This is a genomic window from Lichenibacterium dinghuense, from assembly GCF_021730615.1.
In the GTDB taxonomy this organism is placed as follows: domain Bacteria; phylum Pseudomonadota; class Alphaproteobacteria; order Rhizobiales; family Beijerinckiaceae; genus Lichenihabitans; species Lichenihabitans dinghuensis.
Genome location: NZ_JAJLMN010000001.1, coordinates 3,766,056 through 3,784,017 on the forward strand (window position 1 = coordinate 3,766,056; position 17,962 = coordinate 3,784,017).

Here is a 17,962-nt window from a genome sequence, read left to right on the forward strand (position 1 = left end):
CCTGGCAGGCTGCTACGTCGGGCGCATGACGACGCGGGCCCGTGATTTGCGGATTATCGGCCCGTGCGGCGCTGGAGCCTGAGGCTCGCCCCGCACGGGACCCTTCGCACGCCCGCATCCCCGCCCAACGCAGCGCCGCGCCCGCCCGGGATCCCGCCTCGCCGCAAGCCTCCGGTCTCCCCATGAACGACGCTCCCACGGCCGCCCGAGACCCATCGGCGACGCCGGCCGCCCCCGACTACGCCAAGACGCTGTTCCTGCCCCACACGGACTTCCCGATGCGGGCCGGCCTGCCCGCCAAGGAGCCCGAGCTGCTGGCGCGCTGGGCGAGCATCGACCTCTACGGCCAGCTCCGCGCGCAGGCGGCCGGCCGGCCGAAGTTCGTGCTGCACGACGGGCCGCCCTACGCCAACGGCAACATCCACATCGGCCACGCGCTCAACAAGATCCTGAAGGACCTCGTGACCAAGTCCCAGCAGATGCTGGGCCGCGACTCCGACTACGTGCCGGGCTGGGACTGCCACGGCCTGCCGATCGAGTGGAAGATCGAGGAGGAGTACCGCGCCAAGGGCCGCAACAAGGACGCCGTGCCGGTGGTGGAGTTCCGCCGCCAGTGCCGCGCCTTCGCGCAGGGCTGGCTCGACGTGCAGCGGGAAGAGTTCAAGCGCCTCGGCATCGTGGGCGACTGGGACCACCCCTACGCCACCATGGCGTTCAACGCCGAAGCCCACATCGCCCGCGAGATCATGAAGTTCGCCCGCAACGGGCTGCTCTACCGCGGCTCCAAGCCCGTGATGTGGAGCGTGGTCGAGAAGACGGCGCTGGCCGAGGCCGAGGTCGAATACGAGGACCACACGTCGGACACGGTCTTCGCCGCCTTCCCGTGCCGGACGGTGCCGGCCGGGGGCGGCGTTCTCGACCACCGGGCGTCGGAATGGAATGCGCTGGCGTTCCGCCACGAGGCCTCCGGCGAGATGATGCCGGCGCGCGTCGTGATCTGGACCACCACGCCCTGGACCATGCCGGGCAACCGCGCCGTGGCCTTCTCGCCCAAGGTCGCCTACGGGCTCTACCGCGTCACGAGTGCGGCGGCCGACAACTGGGCCAAGGTGGGCCAGCGCTACGTGCTGGCCGACGCCCTGGCCGAGGGCGTGTTCAAGGCCGCGCGCGTCGAGGGCTTCGAGCGGCTCTCCGACGTGTCGGCGGAGGCGCTGTCGGTCGGCCTGCTGGCGCATCCCTTCGCGGCCACCCTGCCGGGCTACGGCTTCGGCGTGCCGATGCTGGCCGGCGACCACGTGACGGCCGAGGCCGGCACGGGCTTCGTCCACACGGCACCGGGCCACGGCCGCGAGGACTTCGACCTGTGGCTCGCCTCGACGCGCGCGCTCCAGGCGCGCGAGATCGAGCCGCGCATCCCCTACACGGTCGACGCCGACGGCTTCTACACGGCCGACGCGCCGGGCTTCGAGGGCCGCCGCGTGCTCACCGACAAGGGCGCCAAGGGCGACGCCAACGACGCCGTCTTCGCGGCGCTCCAGGAAGCCGGCACGCTGGTCGGGCGCGGCCGGCTGAAGCACAGCTACCCGCATAGCTGGCGCTCGAAGAAGCCGGTCATCTTCCGCAACACGCCGCAATGGTTCATCGCCATGGACCAGCGGTTCGCGGTGCCGGGCGCGCCGCTGCGCTCCGCCGCGGCCCGGGGCTCCAACGCGCCCGACACGCTGCGCGGCGTGGCGCTCCAGGCCATCGCCGAGACCACCTGGGTGCCGGCCGCGGGCGAGAACCGCATCACCGGCATGATCGGCAACCGGCCCGACTGGGTCGTGTCGCGCCAGCGCGCCTGGGGCGTGCCCATCGCCATCTTCGTGCGCGACCGCGACGACGGCACCGCCGAGATCCTGCGCGACGACGCCGTCGACGCGCGCGTCATCGCCGCCTTCGAGGCCGAGGGCGCGGACGCCTGGTACGAGGACGGCGCCGCCGCACGGTTCCTCGGGGAGCGGGCCGCCGAGGGCTGGACCAAGGTCGACGACATCCTCGACGTGTGGTTCGACTCCGGCTCCACCCACGCCTTCACGCTGGAGGATCCGGAGCACTTCCCGCAGTTTCGGGGCCTGCGCCGCCGAGTCGACGGCGGCGACGACGAGGTCATGTACCTCGAAGGCTCGGACCAGCACCGCGGCTGGTTCCACTCGTCGCTGCTTGAGAGCTGCGGCACGCGCGGCCGCGCGCCCTACGACATGGTGCTGACCCACGGCTTCACGCTCGACGAGAACGGGCGCAAGATGTCGAAGTCGCTCGGCAACGTCGTGGCGCCGCAGGACGTCATCAAGGCGTCGGGCGCCGACATCCTGCGCCTGTGGGTGGCGGGCGCCGACTACGCGGGCGACCAGCGCCTCGGCAAGACGGTGCTGAACACCACGGTCGAGACCTACAAGAAGTGGCGCAACACCCTGCGCTGGATGCTGGGCACGCTGGCGCACGCGCAGGCCGGCGAGGCCGTGCCCCACGCCGAGCTGCCCGAGCTGGAGCGCTTCGTGCTCCACCGCCTCGCGGAGCTCGACCGCACGGTGCGGGCCGGCTACGCGGCCTTCGACTACACGCGCATCCTGTCGGCGCTCGGCGCCTTCATGACGAGCGACCTGTCGGCCTTCTACTTCGACGTCCGCAAGGACGCGCTCTACTGCGACCCGATCTCCTCGGCGGTGCGCCGCGGGGCCCTCACGGTCGTGGATGCCGTCTTCGACCGCCTCGCCGTGTGGCTGGCGCCGATCCTCAGCTTCACGGCCGAGGAAGCGTGGCTGGCGCGCCACCCGTCCGAGCGCGGCTCGGTGCACCTCCAGCTCTTCCCGGAGACGCCCGAGGCGTGGCTCGACGAGGCGCTGGCGGCGCGCTGGCGGCGGGTGCGCGACGCGCGCCGCGCCGTCACCGGCGCGCTGGAGCTGGAGCGCGCCGCCAAGCGCATGGGATCGTCGCTGGAAGCCGCGCCGCGGGTCTTCGTGGCCGACGCGGACCTGCTCGCGCTGCTCCGCGGCGTCGACTTCGCGGAAGTGTGCATCACCTCCGACATCGCCCTCGACGCCGGCGAGGGCCCGGCCGAGGCCTTCCGCCTGCCCGACGTGCCGGGGGTGGCGGTGGTGCCGGCCCGCGCGGAGGGGCGGCGCTGCGCCCGCTCCTGGAAGGTGTCGCCGCTGGTGGGCACCGACCCCGACTATCCCGACGTCACGCCGCGCGACGCGCTGGCGCTGCGCGAGCTCGCCGCGGCGGGCCGCCTGCCGTGACGGGCGCGTTCCGCGCCGGCCCGCGCGCGCTCGGGGCGGCGCTGGCCGTCCTGGCCTTCGCGGCCGACCAAGCCTCGAAGCTGTGGATGCTGCGCGGCTTCGACCTGCCGGAGCGCTCGCCCGTCGCCGTGGCGCCGGGCGTCGACTTCGTCATGGCCTGGAACCGCGGCGTGTCCTACTCGCTGTTCACGTCGGACACGGATGCGGGCCGCTGGCTGCTGGTCGCCGTCACGCTGCTCGCGTCGCTGGCCCTCGCCGTGTGGCTGTGGCGGAGCGGGACGGCGATGACTTCGGCGGCGCTGGGCCTCCTGATCGGCGGCGCGCTCGGCAACCTCGTCGACCGCGTCAGCTACGGCGCCGTGGTGGATTTCGTGTCGCTCCACGCCGGCGGCTTCCACTGGTACGTGTTCAACGTCGCCGATTGCGCCATCACGGCCGGCGTCGTGCTGCTGCTGCTCGAATGGATCGTGCCGGCAAGGCCGGTTGCGACCCTCGGTGCCCCCAAATCGCCGTGATCCTCACAGCATAGTTGAAGCCTCCGATTTTGTTCCATGCGCTGAGGTGGAAATGTTGCCTGGATCGAAGGGTGATCGTCGCGGGGCGGTGGCGGCAGCGGCCGCCTTGGGCCTGTGCCTCGCGGGCGCGCCGGGCGCCTGGGCGGCGGACGACGGCTACGCCAACGTGTTCTCCTCCGTGCTGGGCTCGGTGGGGCTCATCAAGAGCGACCCCCCGCCGGACATCCAGTACCGCGAGCGCCCGCCGCTGGTGCTGCCGAAGGACCCCGGGCTGCCCAAGCCCATGGTCGACGGCATCAAGCGCACCGCCGCCTGGCCGCAGGACCCCGACGTGCTGAAGAAGCGCAAGGAGAGCGCCGAAGCGCACGCGCCGCACACGCTCGACCCCAACATGAGCGACCACGGCATGATGCTGTCGCACGACGAGCAGATGCGGGGACGCGCCGCCGTGGCCGAGGCCGCCGACGACCAGCCCGTCCGCTCCGGCGAATGCGGCAACGACGGCCAGCACTGCATGCTGCTCAAGCCGGACGAGATCAAGCGCCAGGACGAGGCCTACCGCTCCCAGAACCCCGACAAGAAGGACCAGCTCGTCGCCGGCCAGGAGCCCACGCGCGAGTTCCTCACCCAGCCGCCCAAGGGCTACATGAAGCCCACCAAGGTCCTGAAGGCCACGGCGGAGGCGCCCGAGGAGAAGGTCGACGAGTCGAGCCCGCGCTACATGCAGCAGCAGGCCGCCAAGCACCGCGCCGAGATGGACCAGTGATCGGCTGCTGATCCGGTGCAGCACGACAAGACGCCCGCGGCTCGCGCCGCGGGCGTCTTCGTTTCACCGGCGCGGGACGCGTCAGGCCGGGTGGAACTCCAGCGCCACGCCGTTGATGCAGTAGCGCTGGTAGGTCGGCGCGGGCCCGTCGGGGAAGACGTGGCCGAGGTGGCTGCCGCAGGTGGCGCAGTGCACCTCGGTGCGGACCATGCCGTAGGACCTGTCCTCGGTGGTCTCCACCGCGCCCTCGACCGGCAGGTTGAAGGACGGCCAGCCGGTGCCGCTCTCGAACTTGGTCGTGTTCACGAACAGCGGCGTCTCGCAGCCCGCGCAGGAGAAGGTGCCGGCGCGCTTCTCGTGGAGCAGCGCGCAGGAGCCGGGCCGCTCGGTGCCGTGCCGGCGCATCACCTGGTACTGCTCGGGCGTCAGCAGCTCGCGCCATTCGGCGTCGCTGCGGGTGACGGGGAAGGACTGGGCATCGTGGGTCATGGGAGGCCTCCGGTTCCTCGCGGAACTGTCCATCCGGGGCCCGTTCGTCAAGGTGGCGCCGCCGCCCCGGCCGCGCCGCGCCTCAATGGAACCGCACCGGCACCGACAGGCCGATGCGGCCGCCCATCTCGGGCGGGGGCGCCGGGACGGGGCTCGCGCGGCGCACCATCGACACCGCCGCCGCGTCGAGCTCGGGATCGCCGGAGCTGCCCGACACGGAGGCCGAGACGACGCGCCCGCCGCGGTCCACCGAGAAGGCGACCCGCACGGTGCCGCCCGAGCCGTTCGGCGAGGCCGGCTTGTAGGCGTTGAGGTGGGCCACCACCTCGCCGCGCCAGTTCGCGACCGCCGCGCCCGAGGCCACCGGGGCGGCGGACTCGCGGTCGTCCCCGCCGCCCTCGCGGGCCACCGCGGCCCGCGCCGCGCGGGCCTGCTCGCGCGCGGCCTGTCGCCGGGCCCGCGCCTCGGCGGCCGCCTGCGCCCGCGCTTCGTGCCGCACCTCCTCGCGGGCTTCCTGCCGGGCCTCGGCCTGCGCGTCCCACGCGTCCTGGCGGGCGACCTCGCGCGGGTCGGGCTTCGGCGGCGGCTTGACGGACTTCTGCGGCTTCGGGACCGCGACCTTCTTCGGGGGCGGCGCGGGCCGCGGCGGCGGAGCCAGCACGGCGTCGGACGGCGCGGGCGAGGGCGGCGGCGCGACCTCCGGCACGGGGAGGGGAGGGGCGGCCGCAGCCTCGACCGGGGCCGGTTCCGGCGGGGGCGTCTCGACGGGCGGGGGCGGGGGTGCCGCCACGGCAGCCTGTGGTGGCTCGGCGGCCGGCGGCGGGGGAGCCTCGGGCGGGGCGTCGGGCGCCTCGGCGACCTGCTTCTCCTCGCCGGGGCCGGCGGTTTCGGTCGGCTTCGGCTCGGCGGTCGGGGGCACCGGCACCGACACGGGCTCGAGCTCCACCGTCACGCCGGCCGCGCCCTCGGGCGGGGGCGGGGGCGCGAAGGCGTGGCCGACGAGCCACCAGCCGGCGCCGACGTGGACACCGGCGACCAGGAGGGCGGCCGCGGCCCAGCGCAGGCCCTCGCCGGGCTCGCGGCCGCCGCCGAACGCGACGGCGCTCACGGCGCGGAGCCCGGGGCTGCGCCCTGTCCCGTGTCCTCCAGGCCGACCAGCGCCACCTTGAGGTAGCCGGCCGAGCGCAGGGCGTTCATCACGTCCATCAGGTCGCCGTAGGGCAGGCCGGCGTCCGCGCGCAGGAAGACGCGCCGGTCGCGGTCGCCCCCTGTCTCCGCGTCGAGCCGGCCGCGGAGCCCGTCGCGCGGCACGCCTTCCTCGCCCAAAGATAGGGAAAGGTCGCGCTTGACGGTGAGGAACACCGGCTTGTCGGGCCGCGGCTGCACCTTCGCGTTCGAGGTCGGCAGGTCCACCGGCACGTCCACGGTGGACAGCGGCGCCGCCACCATGAAGATGATGAGCAGCACCAGGGCCACGTCGATGAAGGGCGTGACGTTGATGTCGGCGATCTCGCCGACCTCGTCGTCCCCGTGGCCGAGCTTCACCGCCACGGGATCACTCCGCCGCCTGCTGGCGCAGCGAGGGCCGCCGGTCGAGGTCGCGCGACAGGTGGCGCATGACTTCCGCCGAGGCGTCGCCGAGCAGCGCCTTGTAGCCCGCGGTGGCGCGGGCGAATCCGTTGAAGATCACCACGGCCGGGATGGCGGCGACGAGGCCGACCGCGGTGGCCAGCAGCGCTTCCGCGATGCCGGGCGCCACCACGGCGAGGTTGGACGTGTGGGCCTGGGAGATGCCGACGAAGCTATTCATGATGCCCCACACGGTGCCGAACAGCCCCACGAAGGGCGCGACCGAGCCCACCGTCGCGAGCACGCCGGTGCCCCGCGTCATGGCGCGGGCGCCGCGTGCCTCGATGCGCGACAGCGACAGCGCCGCGCGCTCCTTGACGCCCTCCGCCGGCAGCCCGCCCGAGCGCGACACCTCCTCGGCGGCCGCGGCGATCAGCGCCCCCACGGGCCCGCGCGCGGGCGCGTCGGACCGCGCCGCGGCGGCCAGGCTGTCGGCCTCCGCCAGCGCGCGCAGCCCGCGCGTGGCCCGGCGCCGGGCGCCGAAGAGCTGCATGGATTTCGCGAGCCAGATCGTCCAGGTCGCGACCGAAGCGGCGAGCAGGCCCACCATCACGGCCTTCACCACCACGTCGGCGTTGAGGAACATCGACCAGGGCGACAGGTCGTGCGGCAGGCTCGCGTTCACGGCCGGCTCGGCGGCGGCCGGGCCCACCGGAGCCGCGGGGGCCGGAGCCGGGGCCGCGGGAGGTGGGCTCGCGGGCGCCGCCTCCGCCGCGGCAGGCTGGGGGGCGGCTGCGGTGCCCTGCGCGAGAACCGCGCCGGGGGCGATCAGCAGCGACAGGAGCACCAGCGCGGTGCGCCACCTGTGGGTCATGGTCGGTCTCCGTCGTTCCGGAAGGGGCGGGCGGCGAAGGATCGCCCGTCCTGGGAGGGGCTCACGCGCGGCGAAGGGCGGGGCGTGCGGCGCTCGGGCCCGTCGAGGCCGGCCGAGCCGCGGAAGCGGCGCGCCGGGCGGGATCAAAAGTCGAAAGCATCGCGCTCGGGTCGGCCAAACAGACGAAGGCGCCCGGCCGGGGCCGGGCGCCTGGGAAACGCGCCCATAGCGCGTCTGGCTCTTCGACTTGTTCTAAACGCCCGACAATGGAGCTGTTCCAGTTCCAGCCAGGGCCGGGAATCTTCTCAGATCGAGCCGGCCTCCACCATGAAGTTGTTGGCCGTGCACATGGCGCTGTCGTCGGAGGCCAGGAACAGCACCATGCGGGCGAGGTAGACGGGGTCGATCGGGTCGGGCAGGCACTGGCGCTTGAGCTGCGCGCCGAGCTTCTCCGGCGTCACCCACAGCTCCTTCTGCCGCTCGGTCATGACCCAGCCGGGGACGACGGTGTTGACGCGGATGCGGTGGGGGCCGAGGTCGCGGGCGAAGCTCCGCGTCATGCCGTGCACGGCCGCCTTGGCGGTGGTGTAGACCGGCATGCCGCCGCCGGCCTCCCACCAGGAGTTCGAGCCCATGTTGACGATGGAGCCGCGGCCCGCCGTCACCATGTCGGGCGCCGCGGCCTGGATGGCGAAGAACATGTGGCGCAGGTTCGTGGCGATGCGCTCGTCGTAATAGTCCGGCGTCACGTCCTCCCAGCCGTGGCGGTCGTCGCGCGCGGCGTTGTTGACCAGCACGGAGGCCGGCCCGAGCTCCGCCTTCAGGGCCGCGAAGGCCGAGCGGAGGGCGTCGATGTCGCGCAGGTCGCAGGGGGCGAAGCGGACGGCGCCGCCGAACTCCTTCGCCAGCGCCTCGCCGCGCGCGGCGTCGATGTCGACGAAGCCCACGCGGGAGCCCTGCTCGGCGAAGGCCCGCACGAGGTATTCGCCGATGCCGGAGGCGCCCCCGGTGACGGTGACGGTCGCGCCCTTCAGCGACGGAAAGGTGGCGAAGCTCATGCGGTCCTCCCGGAATGATTTGTCGGACCTTTAGCCGACTTCTTCGGGCCTGTCAGGCGCGGCCGACCTTGAGGGCCATGTCGTGGCTGATCAGGCGGGTGACGGCATGGCGCAGCTCGCCCCGGCCGGAGATGCGGCGGTCGAGCCCGGCGACCGGCCAGGCGACGTAGCGCGAGCCCGGCGCCAGACGCACGGTCGCGGAGGCCGGCCCGCCGCGCAGGAAGGCGATCTCGCCGATGAAGGTGCCGGCGCCGTAGGGGATCACCCGCTCGCCCTTGACGATGAAGAGCCCGCCGGTGAGCACGTAGAACAGCGCGTCCGGCCGCTCGCCCTCGCGGGTGATCTCCTCGCCGGCACCGGCCGTGTGCCACGTGGCGAGCCGCGCCAGGGCGCGGAACTCGCCCGGCGTCAGCAGCCCGAAGGCGTCGAACAGCGCCCGCTCCTCCTCGCTCAGGCCGACGTGCGTCCGGTCGAGGACCAGCTGCACCAGCACGACGAGGTTAATGCAGAACAGCACCGCGTTCCAGAACAGGTCCTCCCAGTCCGGCGCGTCCGACCCGTCGTAGTTGTTGGCGAGCGCGAGGGCGATCGACAGCAGCAGCACGGCGCGCAGCTTGATCTGGTCGCGGAACAGCAGCGCCGCGACCGACACCAGCGCGGCGAGGTGCAGCATCAGGTGGAGGTGGACCAGCAGCGTCGGGATCGGGATCGTCATGGCGCGGGCGGGGTCGATCTGCCGGGATTGGAGCGGCCGGGCGCGGGCCCGTCAAGCCTGTGGATCGGCGCTCGACGCCGCCGCCCGGCGCTCCTAAGGATGGGCTCACCCGCCTTCGAGGATCCCGATGGCCGACGCGCCTCCCCGCCCCGCCCCGCAGCCCACGGCGCTCCAGCTCTTCCTGATCTTCTCCCGCATCGGGCTGACGAGCTTCGGCGGCGGGCTGAGCGGGTGGCTGCTGCGGGAGTTCGTGCGCGACCGGGCCTGGATCGGCGAGGAGGAGTTCCTCAACGGCCTGTCGCTGTCGCAGGCGCTGCCCGGCGTCAACGTCACCAACATGGCGATCTGGATCGGCCACCGGCTGCTCGGCTTCCGCGGCGCCGCCGCAGGGGTGGCCGGCATCGTGGGGCCGCCGGCGGTGCTGATCGTCGGCATCTCGGCCGTGTTCGCGGCGCTGAGCCGCTATCCGGCGACCCGCTGGGCGCTCGACGGCGCCGCCGCGGCCGCCATCGGCCTCAGCTTGTCGATGGGCATCACCACGGCGCTGAGGGTGCCGCGGCGCTGGCTGCCGCTCGCCATCATGGCCGGCACCTTTGTGGCGATCGGGCCGCTGCACCAGCCGCTGGTCTACGTGGTGCTCGGCGTGGGCCTCGGCAGCATCGCGCTCGAAGCCCTGCGGCTGCGCCGGGCATGAGGGGGCCCGTCCTCGGCCTATTCGGGGTCTTCGCGCCGCTGTCGCTCGTCACCGTGGGGGGCGGCCAGACGGTGATCGCCGCCATCCAGCGCCAGGTCGTGGACCAACACGGCTGGATGACGGCGCCGCAGTTCCTCAACGCCTTCGCGATCTCCCGCATGGCGCCGGGGCCGGGCTCGCTGCTGGCGACGCTGATCGGCTGGCAGGTGGCGGGGTTCTGGGGCGCGGTGGCGGCCACGCTCGGCATCTTCGGGCCGACCGCCGTGCTGATCTACGGCGTCGCGGTGGTGTGGCGCCGCCACCAGGGCGCGCTGTGGCAGCGCGCGCTGGAGGGCGGGCTCCGGCCCGTCGCGGCCGGCATGATCCTGGCCTCGGTCTACGTGCTGATGGAGTCGCTCGACGGCGGCTGGCCCGCGGTGGCGGTCGCCTTCGCGTCCACGGCCGCCCTGATGGCGAGCCGGGTTAACCCGCTGCTGCTGCTCGTCGTCGGGGCCGGGATCTTCCTCGCCCTGCACGGAAACGGCTGACGGGGCGGCCCGCGGGGGCGCGGGACCGGGGCTGACACATTCCGGTCACATGCGCGGCGAATCCGGCGCGCCTCCCGCTCAGGTTATGGCGCGCCCTCTCTCCCGCGCCGATGCTGCGCCGAGAACGGGGTCCGACAAACGGACCCGGCGCAGAAATGTGGGGAGCGACATGGCATCCGTCCGGCCCGCCGCAGCGGCGATCGCCCTGGCCTCGGCGCTCCTCGCCTGCGGGCTCCCGATCCGGGCGTCGGCGCAGGTGCCGCCACAGGACGCGCCCCCGCCCGCGGCGGCCGCGCCCGACGCGGCCGCTCCCGCCGCGGCCCCGGCGCCCCGCCGGACGCGCCGCGCCGCGGCCGTTTCGCCGAACAGGGTCCCGACCCGGTCCGGCGTGCCGGTGGCGGCGCCGGGGCGCACCGCCGCGGTCACGGGGGCGGGTGCCGCGCCGGGCGCCAGCGGCACCGCGGGCGGCATCGGCGGCGCCCGGCGCGTCGGCAACCTCCAGGGCACCTCGGCCTCGCCCACCACGCCCACGGCGCTGCCGCCGGGCACGCTCGACTTCGGCAACGGCATCACGGCGCTCGCCAACTACACCTCGGAATCGGCGGGCAACCCGGTCGGCGGCATCCGCCAGGGCGTGCGCTACGCGGACCAGTTCTTCTTCGGCACCGACATCGACCTGCAGAAGCTCGCGGGCGTGCAGGGCGCCTTCCTGCACGGCATCTTCACGCAGCGCGACGGCCACAGCCTGACGAACGACCTCATCGGCAACAGCATCTCGGTGCAGGAGATCTACGGCGGCGGCCAGACCTACCGCCTGACCTACCTGTCCTTCGAGAAGAAGCTGTTCGACGACCGGGTGGACCTCGAGGTCGGCCGCATCCCGGGGCAGACCGCCTTTCTGGGGTCGCCCTTCTACTGCAACTTCCAGAACAACGCGGTCTGCGGCAGCCCCAACCTCGCCTTCGCGGACACCAACTTCACCTACTTCCCGGCCCCCACCTGGGCGGGCGTGATGAAGACGCAGCTCACCGACCGATACTTCTTCAACGTCGGCGCCTACCAGGTGGCGCCCGAGAGCACCACGCGGGCCGACCACGGCGTCGGCTTCTTCGCCCCCTCGACGGGCTATAACGTGCCCTTCGAGCTCGGCTACGCCACGAGCTTCAAGAACGACCCCTATCCGCGCCACTACGGCATCGGCGCCATCATCGACCAGTCGCAATATTCGGATGCGGAGTTCGACCAGCAGGGCGGCCAGCGCGTGATCACGGGCCTGCCCGGCGTGACGCGCTTCGGGCGCACGGCCGCCTACGGCCGCTTCGACCAGACGCTGTACAGGCCCGACATGGAATCGCCGCGCGGCCTCAGCGTCTTCGCCCTCGCGATCGGCGGCACGAGCGGCCGCCAGGTCGAGGACTACCAGTTCACGCTCGGCGCGGTCTACCTCGGGCCCTTCGCGAGCCGGCCGCTCGACTCGCTCGACGTCGTGATGTCGACCCAGCGCTATTCGGACATCGGCATCGCCGGCATCCGCGCTTCCCGCCTCGCGCAGGGCCTGTCGACGTCGGACATCGACCGGCAGGAGACGTTCCTCGAACTCAACTACGGCATCCAGGTCGCGCCCTACGCGCGCCTGACGCCCAACATCCAGTACATCATCGGCCCGGACCAGCTCCGCTACCCGACCCGCCCCACCCCGATCCCGGACGTGCTGGTGATCGGCGCCAAGCTGTCGGTCGACCTGTTCACGCTGGCGGGGCTGGCGAAGGGGCCTCAGGACCGGCTGTGACCCCCGCGGGGAAGGGCCGGCCCTCGGCGTCGAGGCCCAGCGCGTCGAGGAGCGGGCCGAGGTGGCGGGCGTGGAGGCGCCAGCGGCCGACCGAGGCGGGGGAGATCGGGCGCCGCACCTGCGCGACGCTCGCGGTGCTGACGCGGCCGCCGGGCCGGCCGGTGTCGAGGCAGGCGGGATCCCAGCCGAGGCCGCAATGGGCGAACAGGCGCCGGGCCTGCGGCTCGGGCTCGGACACGAGGTCCTCGTAGGCGAGGTCGAGCAGCGCGCCGGGCGGCAGCGCGGACCGCCAGTGCGCCATGACGGACGCCGCCGCGGTGGCGTAGCGCGCGAACTCGGCGAGGTCGTAGGCGAAGGGCTGCGGCGTGTTGAAGAGCTGCTCGAAGCAGGACAGCCCCGTGTCGACGGGATCGCGCGCCACGTGGACGAAGCGCGCCTCGGGCAGGGCCGCGTGGATCAGCCCCAGGTGCCACAGGTTCACCAGCGTCTTGTCGACCACGACGACGGCGCCGGGCGGGACGCGGGGCAGCCGCGCCCGGTAGCCGGCGCGGAGGCGGGCGAGGTCCGCGCCCGTGAGGCCGGGCCCGCATTCGGGGTAGGGCAGGGGCGGCGAGAGCGCCTCCAGCGCGGGGCGGAAGGCGTCGACCTCGCCGGCCGCGAACACGTCGGGGTGTCCGGCGAGCACGCGCTCGACCAGCGTCGAGCCCGAGCGCGGCAGCCCGACGATGAAGACCGGGCGCGGCGGCCCGGCGCCGTCCGCGCGGCCCCGCGCCTTCGGGCCCGCGGCGGCGCGGATCCGGTCGGCGAGCCGCTCGTAATGCGCGGGGTCGTGGGCGAGGCCCGCCCGCACCAGCGCGTTGCCGGCCCGGAGATGCGCGAAGGCGCCGTCGGGGTCGCCGAGGTCGGAGGCCGCCTTGGCGCGGGCGAAGTGGAGGACGGCGGCGCCCCGCGCGTCGAGCCCGTCCGCGTCGACCGCCGCCAGCGCGTCGAGGTGCGGGTCGCCGGGCGCGAAGCGGCCGAACAGGCCGAGGTTGTGGAACAGCACGGGATCCTGCGGCGCCAGCGCGACCGCTCCGCCGAGCACCGCCGCCGCCTCGGCGAGCCGCCCCGTCTCGCCGAGCAGGACGGCGCGGCGGTTCAACAGTTCGACGTCGCCGGGCAGGAGCGCCGAAGCCTCCGCCAGAGCGTCGAGCGCCGCATCCGTCCTGCCGTCCGCGGCGAGGCGTTCGGCCGCGCCGGCGAGCATCGCCGCCGCCTCCGCCGGGGTGTCGAGCCGCGCCAGCAGTGCGGCGCTGCGCTTGCCCGCCGCGGGCAGGCCCAGGGCCGCCGCGGCGGCGTAGGCGGCCAGCGCTTCGGCGGGGCGGCCGAGGTCGTCGAGCGCGTCGCCGCGGCCCGCATGGGCCTCCGCGGCCTCCGGCGCGAGGGACAGCGCGCCGTCGCAGTCCGCCAGGGCTTCCGCTGGCCGGCCGAGCGCGAGCAGCGCGGCCGCGCGGTTCACCAGCACGTCCCAGCGGCCCGGCGCGAGCCGCAGCGCCCGCCCGTAGGCCGGCAGCGCCGCGGCGAAGCGGCCGCGCCCGGCCTCGGCGAGCCCCGCCAGGGCGTGGGGCGCCGCGTCGCGCGGGGCCGCGCGGATCGCCGTCCGCGCCGCCGCGGCGGCCTCGGCGTGGTATCCCTGCTGAAAGCGCAGCAGGGCGACGAGGTAGAGCAGTTCGGGGTCGCGCCCTCCGGCGTCGAGCAGCAGGCGATACAGCGGCTCGGCCGCCGCGAGGTCGCCCGCGCGGTGCAGGTCGAGGGCGCGCTCGCGCAGGTGAGGCGGCGGCTTCGGCGCCGTCACGCCGGCGGCATCCGGCCGGTGCGGACCGCGTGGGCGACGTCGGGACGCCCGCCGCGCTCCGCCTGGAGCGCCGCCGCCGCGTGGTCGTAGGGCACCGCGCACAGCGCGGCCGACCAGCCGAGGCGGCCGCGCTCCACGACCGCGTAGAGCGCGTGGCTCGTGCCGGCCTCCATGACGTGCGGGACGGGCGCGTCGTCCCGGTAGGCCGGCTGGCCGACGCTGCCGGGGTTGACGATCAGCACGCCGTCGAGGCTCGCGGCGCGGGCCGTGTGGGTGTGCCCGCAGAGCACCAGCCGCGCGGGGCCGATGCCGGCGAGCCGGGGCCGGATGGCCTCCGGCGCGGCCAGCAGAGCGCGGCCCGACGCGACGTCCTCGAGCAGGTAGTCGAGGTCACCGCCGGCCGGGCTGCCGTGGCAGGCGAAGACGTCGCCGCCGTCGATGGACAGCGTCGGCGGCAGGCCGGCCATCCAGGCGAGGTGCGCCTCCGACAGCGTGGCCCGCGCGCGGGCGTCGTCCTTGTAGCCGGCCGGCGGGCCTTCGAGCACCCAGCGGTCGTGGTTGCCCTTCAGCGTCGCGGCGCCGAGCGCCATCTGGGCGTCGGCGCTGCCGGCCGGATCGAAGGGGCCGGACACGAGGTCGCCGAGGTTCACGATCAGGTCGGGCGACCGGCGGGCCATGTCCTGTGCCACCGCCCGGAGCGCGTGGAGGTTGCCGTGGACGTCGGCGATGACGGCGATCCGCATAGGCTGGGCCTCGCCGGGGCGGGGACGGGGATGCCCTTATAGCGCGAGCGCGCCGCGGCGTCCGCACCCTGCCGCGCGGCCGTGCCTCACCGCGCCACGAAGGCGAGCCCCAGGAAGATCTTCACCGCCGCGGTGATGCGGCCGTCGATGGCGCTGCGGTCGATCTCGATGCCGAGCAGGGCCTCGTGCGACAGGCGCCCCAGCACCAGGCTCAGGAACAGGTCGGCGGCCAGCTCCGCGTCAGCCACGGCCGAGCGCTCGAAGTCCACCGCCAGGCGCAGCAGCGCCGCGACGTGGCGCACCACCGCGCCCCAGCCCGCGTCCTGCAGCGTCGCGGCGAGCTCGGGGAACTGCCCGGCCTGCGAGGTCAGCACGCGCTTCAGCGCGACCGACTCCGGGGTGATCGAGCATTCCAGGATGTGCCGGCCCACCCGCTCCAGCAGCGGCTCCAGCTCGTCGAGGCGCAGGGCATGCTGCGGGCAGTGGCCGAGCTTCGAGAGCGGGCGCGCCCACAGGTCGACGCTGTGGCGCAGCACCGCCAGGAACAGCGCCCGCTTGTCGCCGTAGCGCGCGTAGAGCGACGGCTTGCCGGTGCCGGACGCCGCCGCGATGGCGTCCATCGAGGTGCCGTCGTAGCCGTTGTCGAGGAACATGGCCTTGGCGACCTCGAGCAGCCGCTCCTCGCGGCGCGCCGCTTCCTCGCGCGTCGGCCGCCCGCCCGCGTGTTTCCCGTCCCTCGACGCGGCCGCAGCCATCCGCAACTCTCCCCTGTCGGCGCGGATTTAACTTGCCCCAGGGGGGTGCACAAGTTACCGAACTTAACCGTTCAGTTCCGGTTTGCGCCGAGGCTGGACTGCTCTCGCCGCGTCCGAACCCTCATCCCCGAGGCCGGACGCGACGATCGCCAGGAGAGCCGCCGATGCTGCTCGTCGATGCCGCGACGTTCGATCCCCCCTTCCCGCCCCGCGCCGGCGTGGGCCCCGGCCAGCAGCGCCCGCGCCGCGGCCCCCGCGCGGAGGAGATCGCGCTGATGCGCAGCCTCGCGGCCGGCCCGAGGGCCGTCACGGAAGGGCCGATCGGCCGCTGCGTGAAGCGCGACTGGTGCCGCGCCGTGGTGACGGAGACGGGCGAGGGCGCCGCGCGCACCAGCACGGTGCTGTTCGCCCTGACCGAGATCGGGCGCGCCCTCATCGCCTGAGAGACGAGTGCGGGGCGCCGCCCCGCGCCCCGCGAAGGGCCGGCGGCCCTCCGATCCCCGGTTCAGCCCGGCAGCTTGGCCGCGCCGTCCAGCATGTGGGGCAGCCCCGCCAGCGCGGCGTCGCTGAGCGCCTCGGGCAGCAGCTCGGCCGGCAGGTCCTGGTAGCAGACCGGACGCAGGAAGCGCCGGATGGCGAGGCTGCCGACCGAGGTCGAGCGCCCGTCCGTCGTGGCCGGGAACGGGCCGCCGTGCACCATGGCGTGGCTGACCTCGACGCCCGTGGGCCAGCCGTTGGCGAGGATGCGCCCGGCCTTCACCTCCAGCACCGGCAGGAGGCGGCGGGCCAGCGCGGCGTCGGACGGCTCCAGGTGCAGCGTCGCGGTGAGCTGGCCTTCGAGCTTGCGCGTCACAGCGACGAGCTCGTCGGCGTCGCGGCAGCGCACCACAAGCGACGAGGCGCCGAACACCTCGTGGGCCAGGGTCTCGTCGGCGAGGAAGTCCGCCGCCTCGGTCACGAACAGCGCGCCGCGCCCGCGGTTCACGCCCTCGCCGACCTTGCCCTCCGCGACGCGGCGCACGCGCCCGTTGCCTTCCAGCGCCTTGCGGCCCGCCTCGTAGGCCCCGTGGATGCCCGGCGTCAGCATGGCCGGGGGCGCGTAGTCGGCGAGCGCCGCCGAGGCCGAGGCCACGAAGGCGTCGAGCTCGGGCCCGGCGAGCGCCAGCACGAGGCCGGGGTTGGTGCAGAACTGCCCGGCGCCCATCGTCAGCGAGCCCACGAAGGCGCGGCCCAGCGCGTCCCCGCGGGCCGCCAGCGCGCCCGGCATGAGGTAGACGGGGTTGACGCTGCTCATCTCGGCGTAGACCGGGATCGGCTCGGGCCGCGCCGCCGCGATGGCCGCGAGCGCGAGGCCGCCGCCGCGCGAGCCGGTGAAGCCCACCGCCTTGATGCGCGGGTCGCGCACCAGCGCGGCGCCGGTCTCGTTGGCGCCGAGCAGCAGCGTGAAGGTGCCGGCCGGCAGGCCGCAGCGCTTCACGGCCGCCCGCACGGCGTCGCCCACCATCTCGCCCGTGCCGGGGTGGGCCGGGTGGCCCTTCACGACGACGGGGCAGCCGGCCGCCAGCGCCGAGGCCGTATCGCCGCCCGCCACCGAGAAGGCGAGCGGGAAGTTGCTGGCGCCGAACACCGCGACGGGGCCGAGCGGGATGTGGCGCTGGCGCAGGTCCGAGCGCGCCAGCGGCTTGCGGTCGGGCAGGGCGGTGTCGACCCGGAGGTCGAGCCAGTGGCCGGCCCGCACCACGGCGGCGAAGAGCTTGAGCTGGCCGACCGTGCGGCCGCGCTCGCCCTCGATGCGGGCGCGGGGCAGGCCGGATTCGGCGCAGGCGCGCTCGACCAGCGCGTCGCCGAGCGCCACGATCTCGTCGGCGATGGCCTCCAGGAAGGCGGCCCGCGCGTCCGGCGCGGTCTCGCGGTAGGCGTCGAAGGCTTCGGCCGCGAGCCCGCAGGCGCGCTCGACCTCCGCCTCGCCCGCGAAGGCGAAGGCCGGCTCCAGCGCCTCGCCGGTCGACGGGTCGACCGCCTTGAAGCTCGCCGCGCGGCCGGACAGGCGCTCGGCCCCGATCACGATGTCGCCGGTCAATGCCATGCTGCTGTCCTCCGTTGATCCTTGGTCCGGCCCCGAGCTAGTGCGTCGCGGGTCAATTGTCATACGATTTCCGTCGCCTCGGCCCGCATCGGCGGGACCGGTCGCCCCGCAGGCGCCCCCTGCGACGCTGCGGCATCGTCCGATGGCTGCATCGCTTCAACAGCAGCGTGAAAGTGGGGATGCTTCGGTGGGACTGCGTTGCCAAGCCGCTTGAACCTGACATAGAAGTCCAGATGGCTTCGATCGCGCGGTGGTTCCCCGCTGGCC

General features: G+C 74.5%; 17 protein-coding genes. 7 read left to right on the plus strand and 10 right to left on the minus strand.

Annotation, left to right across the window (positions count from 1 at the left end; all coding sequences use genetic code 11):
- The first annotated feature begins 182 nt into the window (after positions 1-182).
- From ileS to L7N97_RS18000, 3 genes are all read left to right on the plus strand, one after another.
- A complete protein-coding gene (gene ileS, locus L7N97_RS17990; protein WP_237479672.1) occupies positions 183-3,281 on the plus strand; it encodes an isoleucine--tRNA ligase in 3,099 nt (1,032 codons plus the stop codon).
- The gene (gene lspA, locus L7N97_RS17995) at positions 3,278-3,796 is read left to right on the plus strand and encodes a signal peptidase II (RefSeq protein WP_237479673.1); all 519 of its coding nucleotides are present in this window, start codon (positions 3,278-3,280) and stop codon (positions 3,794-3,796) included. The genes ileS and lspA overlap by 4 nt, the downstream gene beginning before the upstream one ends.
- Before the next feature lie 88 nt (positions 3,797-3,884).
- Positions 3,885-4,562: a hypothetical protein gene (locus L7N97_RS18000; protein ID WP_237479674.1), complete on the plus strand. Its 678-nt coding sequence runs from the start codon at positions 3,885-3,887 to the stop codon at positions 4,560-4,562.
- Between the two features lie 81 nt (positions 4,563-4,643).
- Here L7N97_RS18000 and msrB read toward each other — a convergent pair whose 3' ends face one another.
- From msrB to L7N97_RS18030, 6 genes are all read right to left on the minus strand, one after another.
- Positions 4,644-5,051, minus strand: coding sequence for a peptide-methionine (R)-S-oxide reductase MsrB (msrB, locus tag L7N97_RS18005; RefSeq protein WP_237479675.1), 408 nt, complete (start codon positions 5,049-5,051; stop codon positions 4,644-4,646).
- A gap of 82 nt (positions 5,052-5,133) precedes the next feature.
- A complete protein-coding gene (locus L7N97_RS30325) occupies positions 5,134-6,159 on the minus strand; it encodes an energy transducer TonB family protein (protein ID WP_237479676.1) in 1,026 nt (341 codons plus the stop codon).
- Positions 6,156-6,602, minus strand: a complete 447-nt coding sequence (gene exbD, locus L7N97_RS18015; RefSeq protein ID WP_237479677.1) for a TonB system transport protein ExbD — start codon at positions 6,600-6,602, stop codon at positions 6,156-6,158. Before exbD ends, L7N97_RS30325 begins: the two co-directional genes overlap by 4 nt.
- Positions 6,603-6,606: 4 nt before the next feature.
- Positions 6,607-7,494 carry a tonB-system energizer ExbB gene (exbB, locus tag L7N97_RS18020; RefSeq protein ID WP_237479678.1) on the minus strand — a complete coding sequence of 296 codons (888 nt, stop codon included), beginning with the start codon at positions 7,492-7,494 and terminating at the stop codon, positions 6,607-6,609.
- Between the two features lie 305 nt (positions 7,495-7,799).
- Positions 7,800-8,552: an SDR family NAD(P)-dependent oxidoreductase gene (locus L7N97_RS18025; RefSeq protein WP_237479679.1), complete on the minus strand. Its 753-nt coding sequence runs from the start codon at positions 8,550-8,552 to the stop codon at positions 7,800-7,802.
- A gap of 52 nt (positions 8,553-8,604) precedes the next feature.
- Complete coding sequence (locus L7N97_RS18030) at positions 8,605-9,267, minus strand: cyclic nucleotide-binding domain-containing protein (protein WP_237479680.1); 663 nt, start codon at positions 9,265-9,267, stop codon at positions 8,605-8,607.
- A gap of 127 nt (positions 9,268-9,394) precedes the next feature.
- On the opposite strand from L7N97_RS18030, the gene L7N97_RS18035 reads away from it, so the two are divergent.
- The 3 genes from L7N97_RS18035 to L7N97_RS18045 all read left to right on the plus strand — a co-directional run bounded on the left by L7N97_RS18035 (position 9,395) and on the right by L7N97_RS18045 (position 12,277).
- Positions 9,395-9,961 carry a chromate transporter gene (locus tag L7N97_RS18035; protein ID WP_237479681.1) on the plus strand — a complete coding sequence of 189 codons (567 nt, stop codon included), beginning with the start codon at positions 9,395-9,397 and terminating at the stop codon, positions 9,959-9,961.
- Positions 9,958-10,488 (plus strand): chromate transporter, encoded by a 531-nt coding sequence (locus L7N97_RS18040; protein WP_237479682.1) that lies wholly within the window; start codon positions 9,958-9,960, stop codon positions 10,486-10,488. Before L7N97_RS18035 ends, L7N97_RS18040 begins: the two co-directional genes overlap by 4 nt.
- A 169-nt stretch (positions 10,489-10,657) precedes the next feature.
- Positions 10,658-12,277 (plus strand): carbohydrate porin, encoded by a 1,620-nt coding sequence (locus tag L7N97_RS18045; protein ID WP_237479683.1) that lies wholly within the window; start codon positions 10,658-10,660, stop codon positions 12,275-12,277.
- Here the strand turns inward: L7N97_RS18045 and L7N97_RS18050 are convergent.
- The 3 genes from L7N97_RS18050 to L7N97_RS18060 all read right to left on the minus strand — a co-directional run bounded on the left by L7N97_RS18050 (position 12,234) and on the right by L7N97_RS18060 (position 15,609).
- Positions 12,234-14,111, minus strand: a complete 1,878-nt coding sequence (locus L7N97_RS18050; protein ID WP_237479684.1) for a tetratricopeptide repeat-containing sulfotransferase family protein — start codon at positions 14,109-14,111, stop codon at positions 12,234-12,236. The genes L7N97_RS18045 and L7N97_RS18050 overlap by 44 nt on opposite strands.
- Positions 14,108-14,854 carry a metallophosphoesterase family protein gene (locus tag L7N97_RS18055; protein WP_237479685.1) on the minus strand — a complete coding sequence of 249 codons (747 nt, stop codon included), beginning with the start codon at positions 14,852-14,854 and terminating at the stop codon, positions 14,108-14,110. The genes L7N97_RS18050 and L7N97_RS18055 overlap by 4 nt, the downstream gene beginning before the upstream one ends.
- Positions 14,855-14,940: 86 nt before the next feature.
- Entirely contained in the window at positions 14,941-15,609 is a 669-nt protein-coding gene (locus tag L7N97_RS18060; protein WP_237479686.1) for a TetR/AcrR family transcriptional regulator, read from the minus strand.
- Positions 15,610-15,773: 164 nt separating this feature from the next.
- Between L7N97_RS18060 and L7N97_RS18065 the strand changes: the two genes are divergently transcribed.
- Positions 15,774-16,052: a hypothetical protein gene (locus tag L7N97_RS18065; RefSeq protein WP_237479687.1), complete on the plus strand. Its 279-nt coding sequence runs from the start codon at positions 15,774-15,776 to the stop codon at positions 16,050-16,052.
- Positions 16,053-16,114: 62 nt separating this feature from the next.
- Here the strand turns inward: L7N97_RS18065 and L7N97_RS18070 are convergent, their stop codons facing one another.
- On the minus strand, positions 16,115-17,695 hold the full coding sequence (locus tag L7N97_RS18070; protein WP_237479688.1) for an aldehyde dehydrogenase (NADP(+)): 1,581 nt from the start codon (positions 17,693-17,695) through the stop codon (positions 16,115-16,117).
- Between the last annotated feature and the right edge of the window lie 267 nt (positions 17,696-17,962).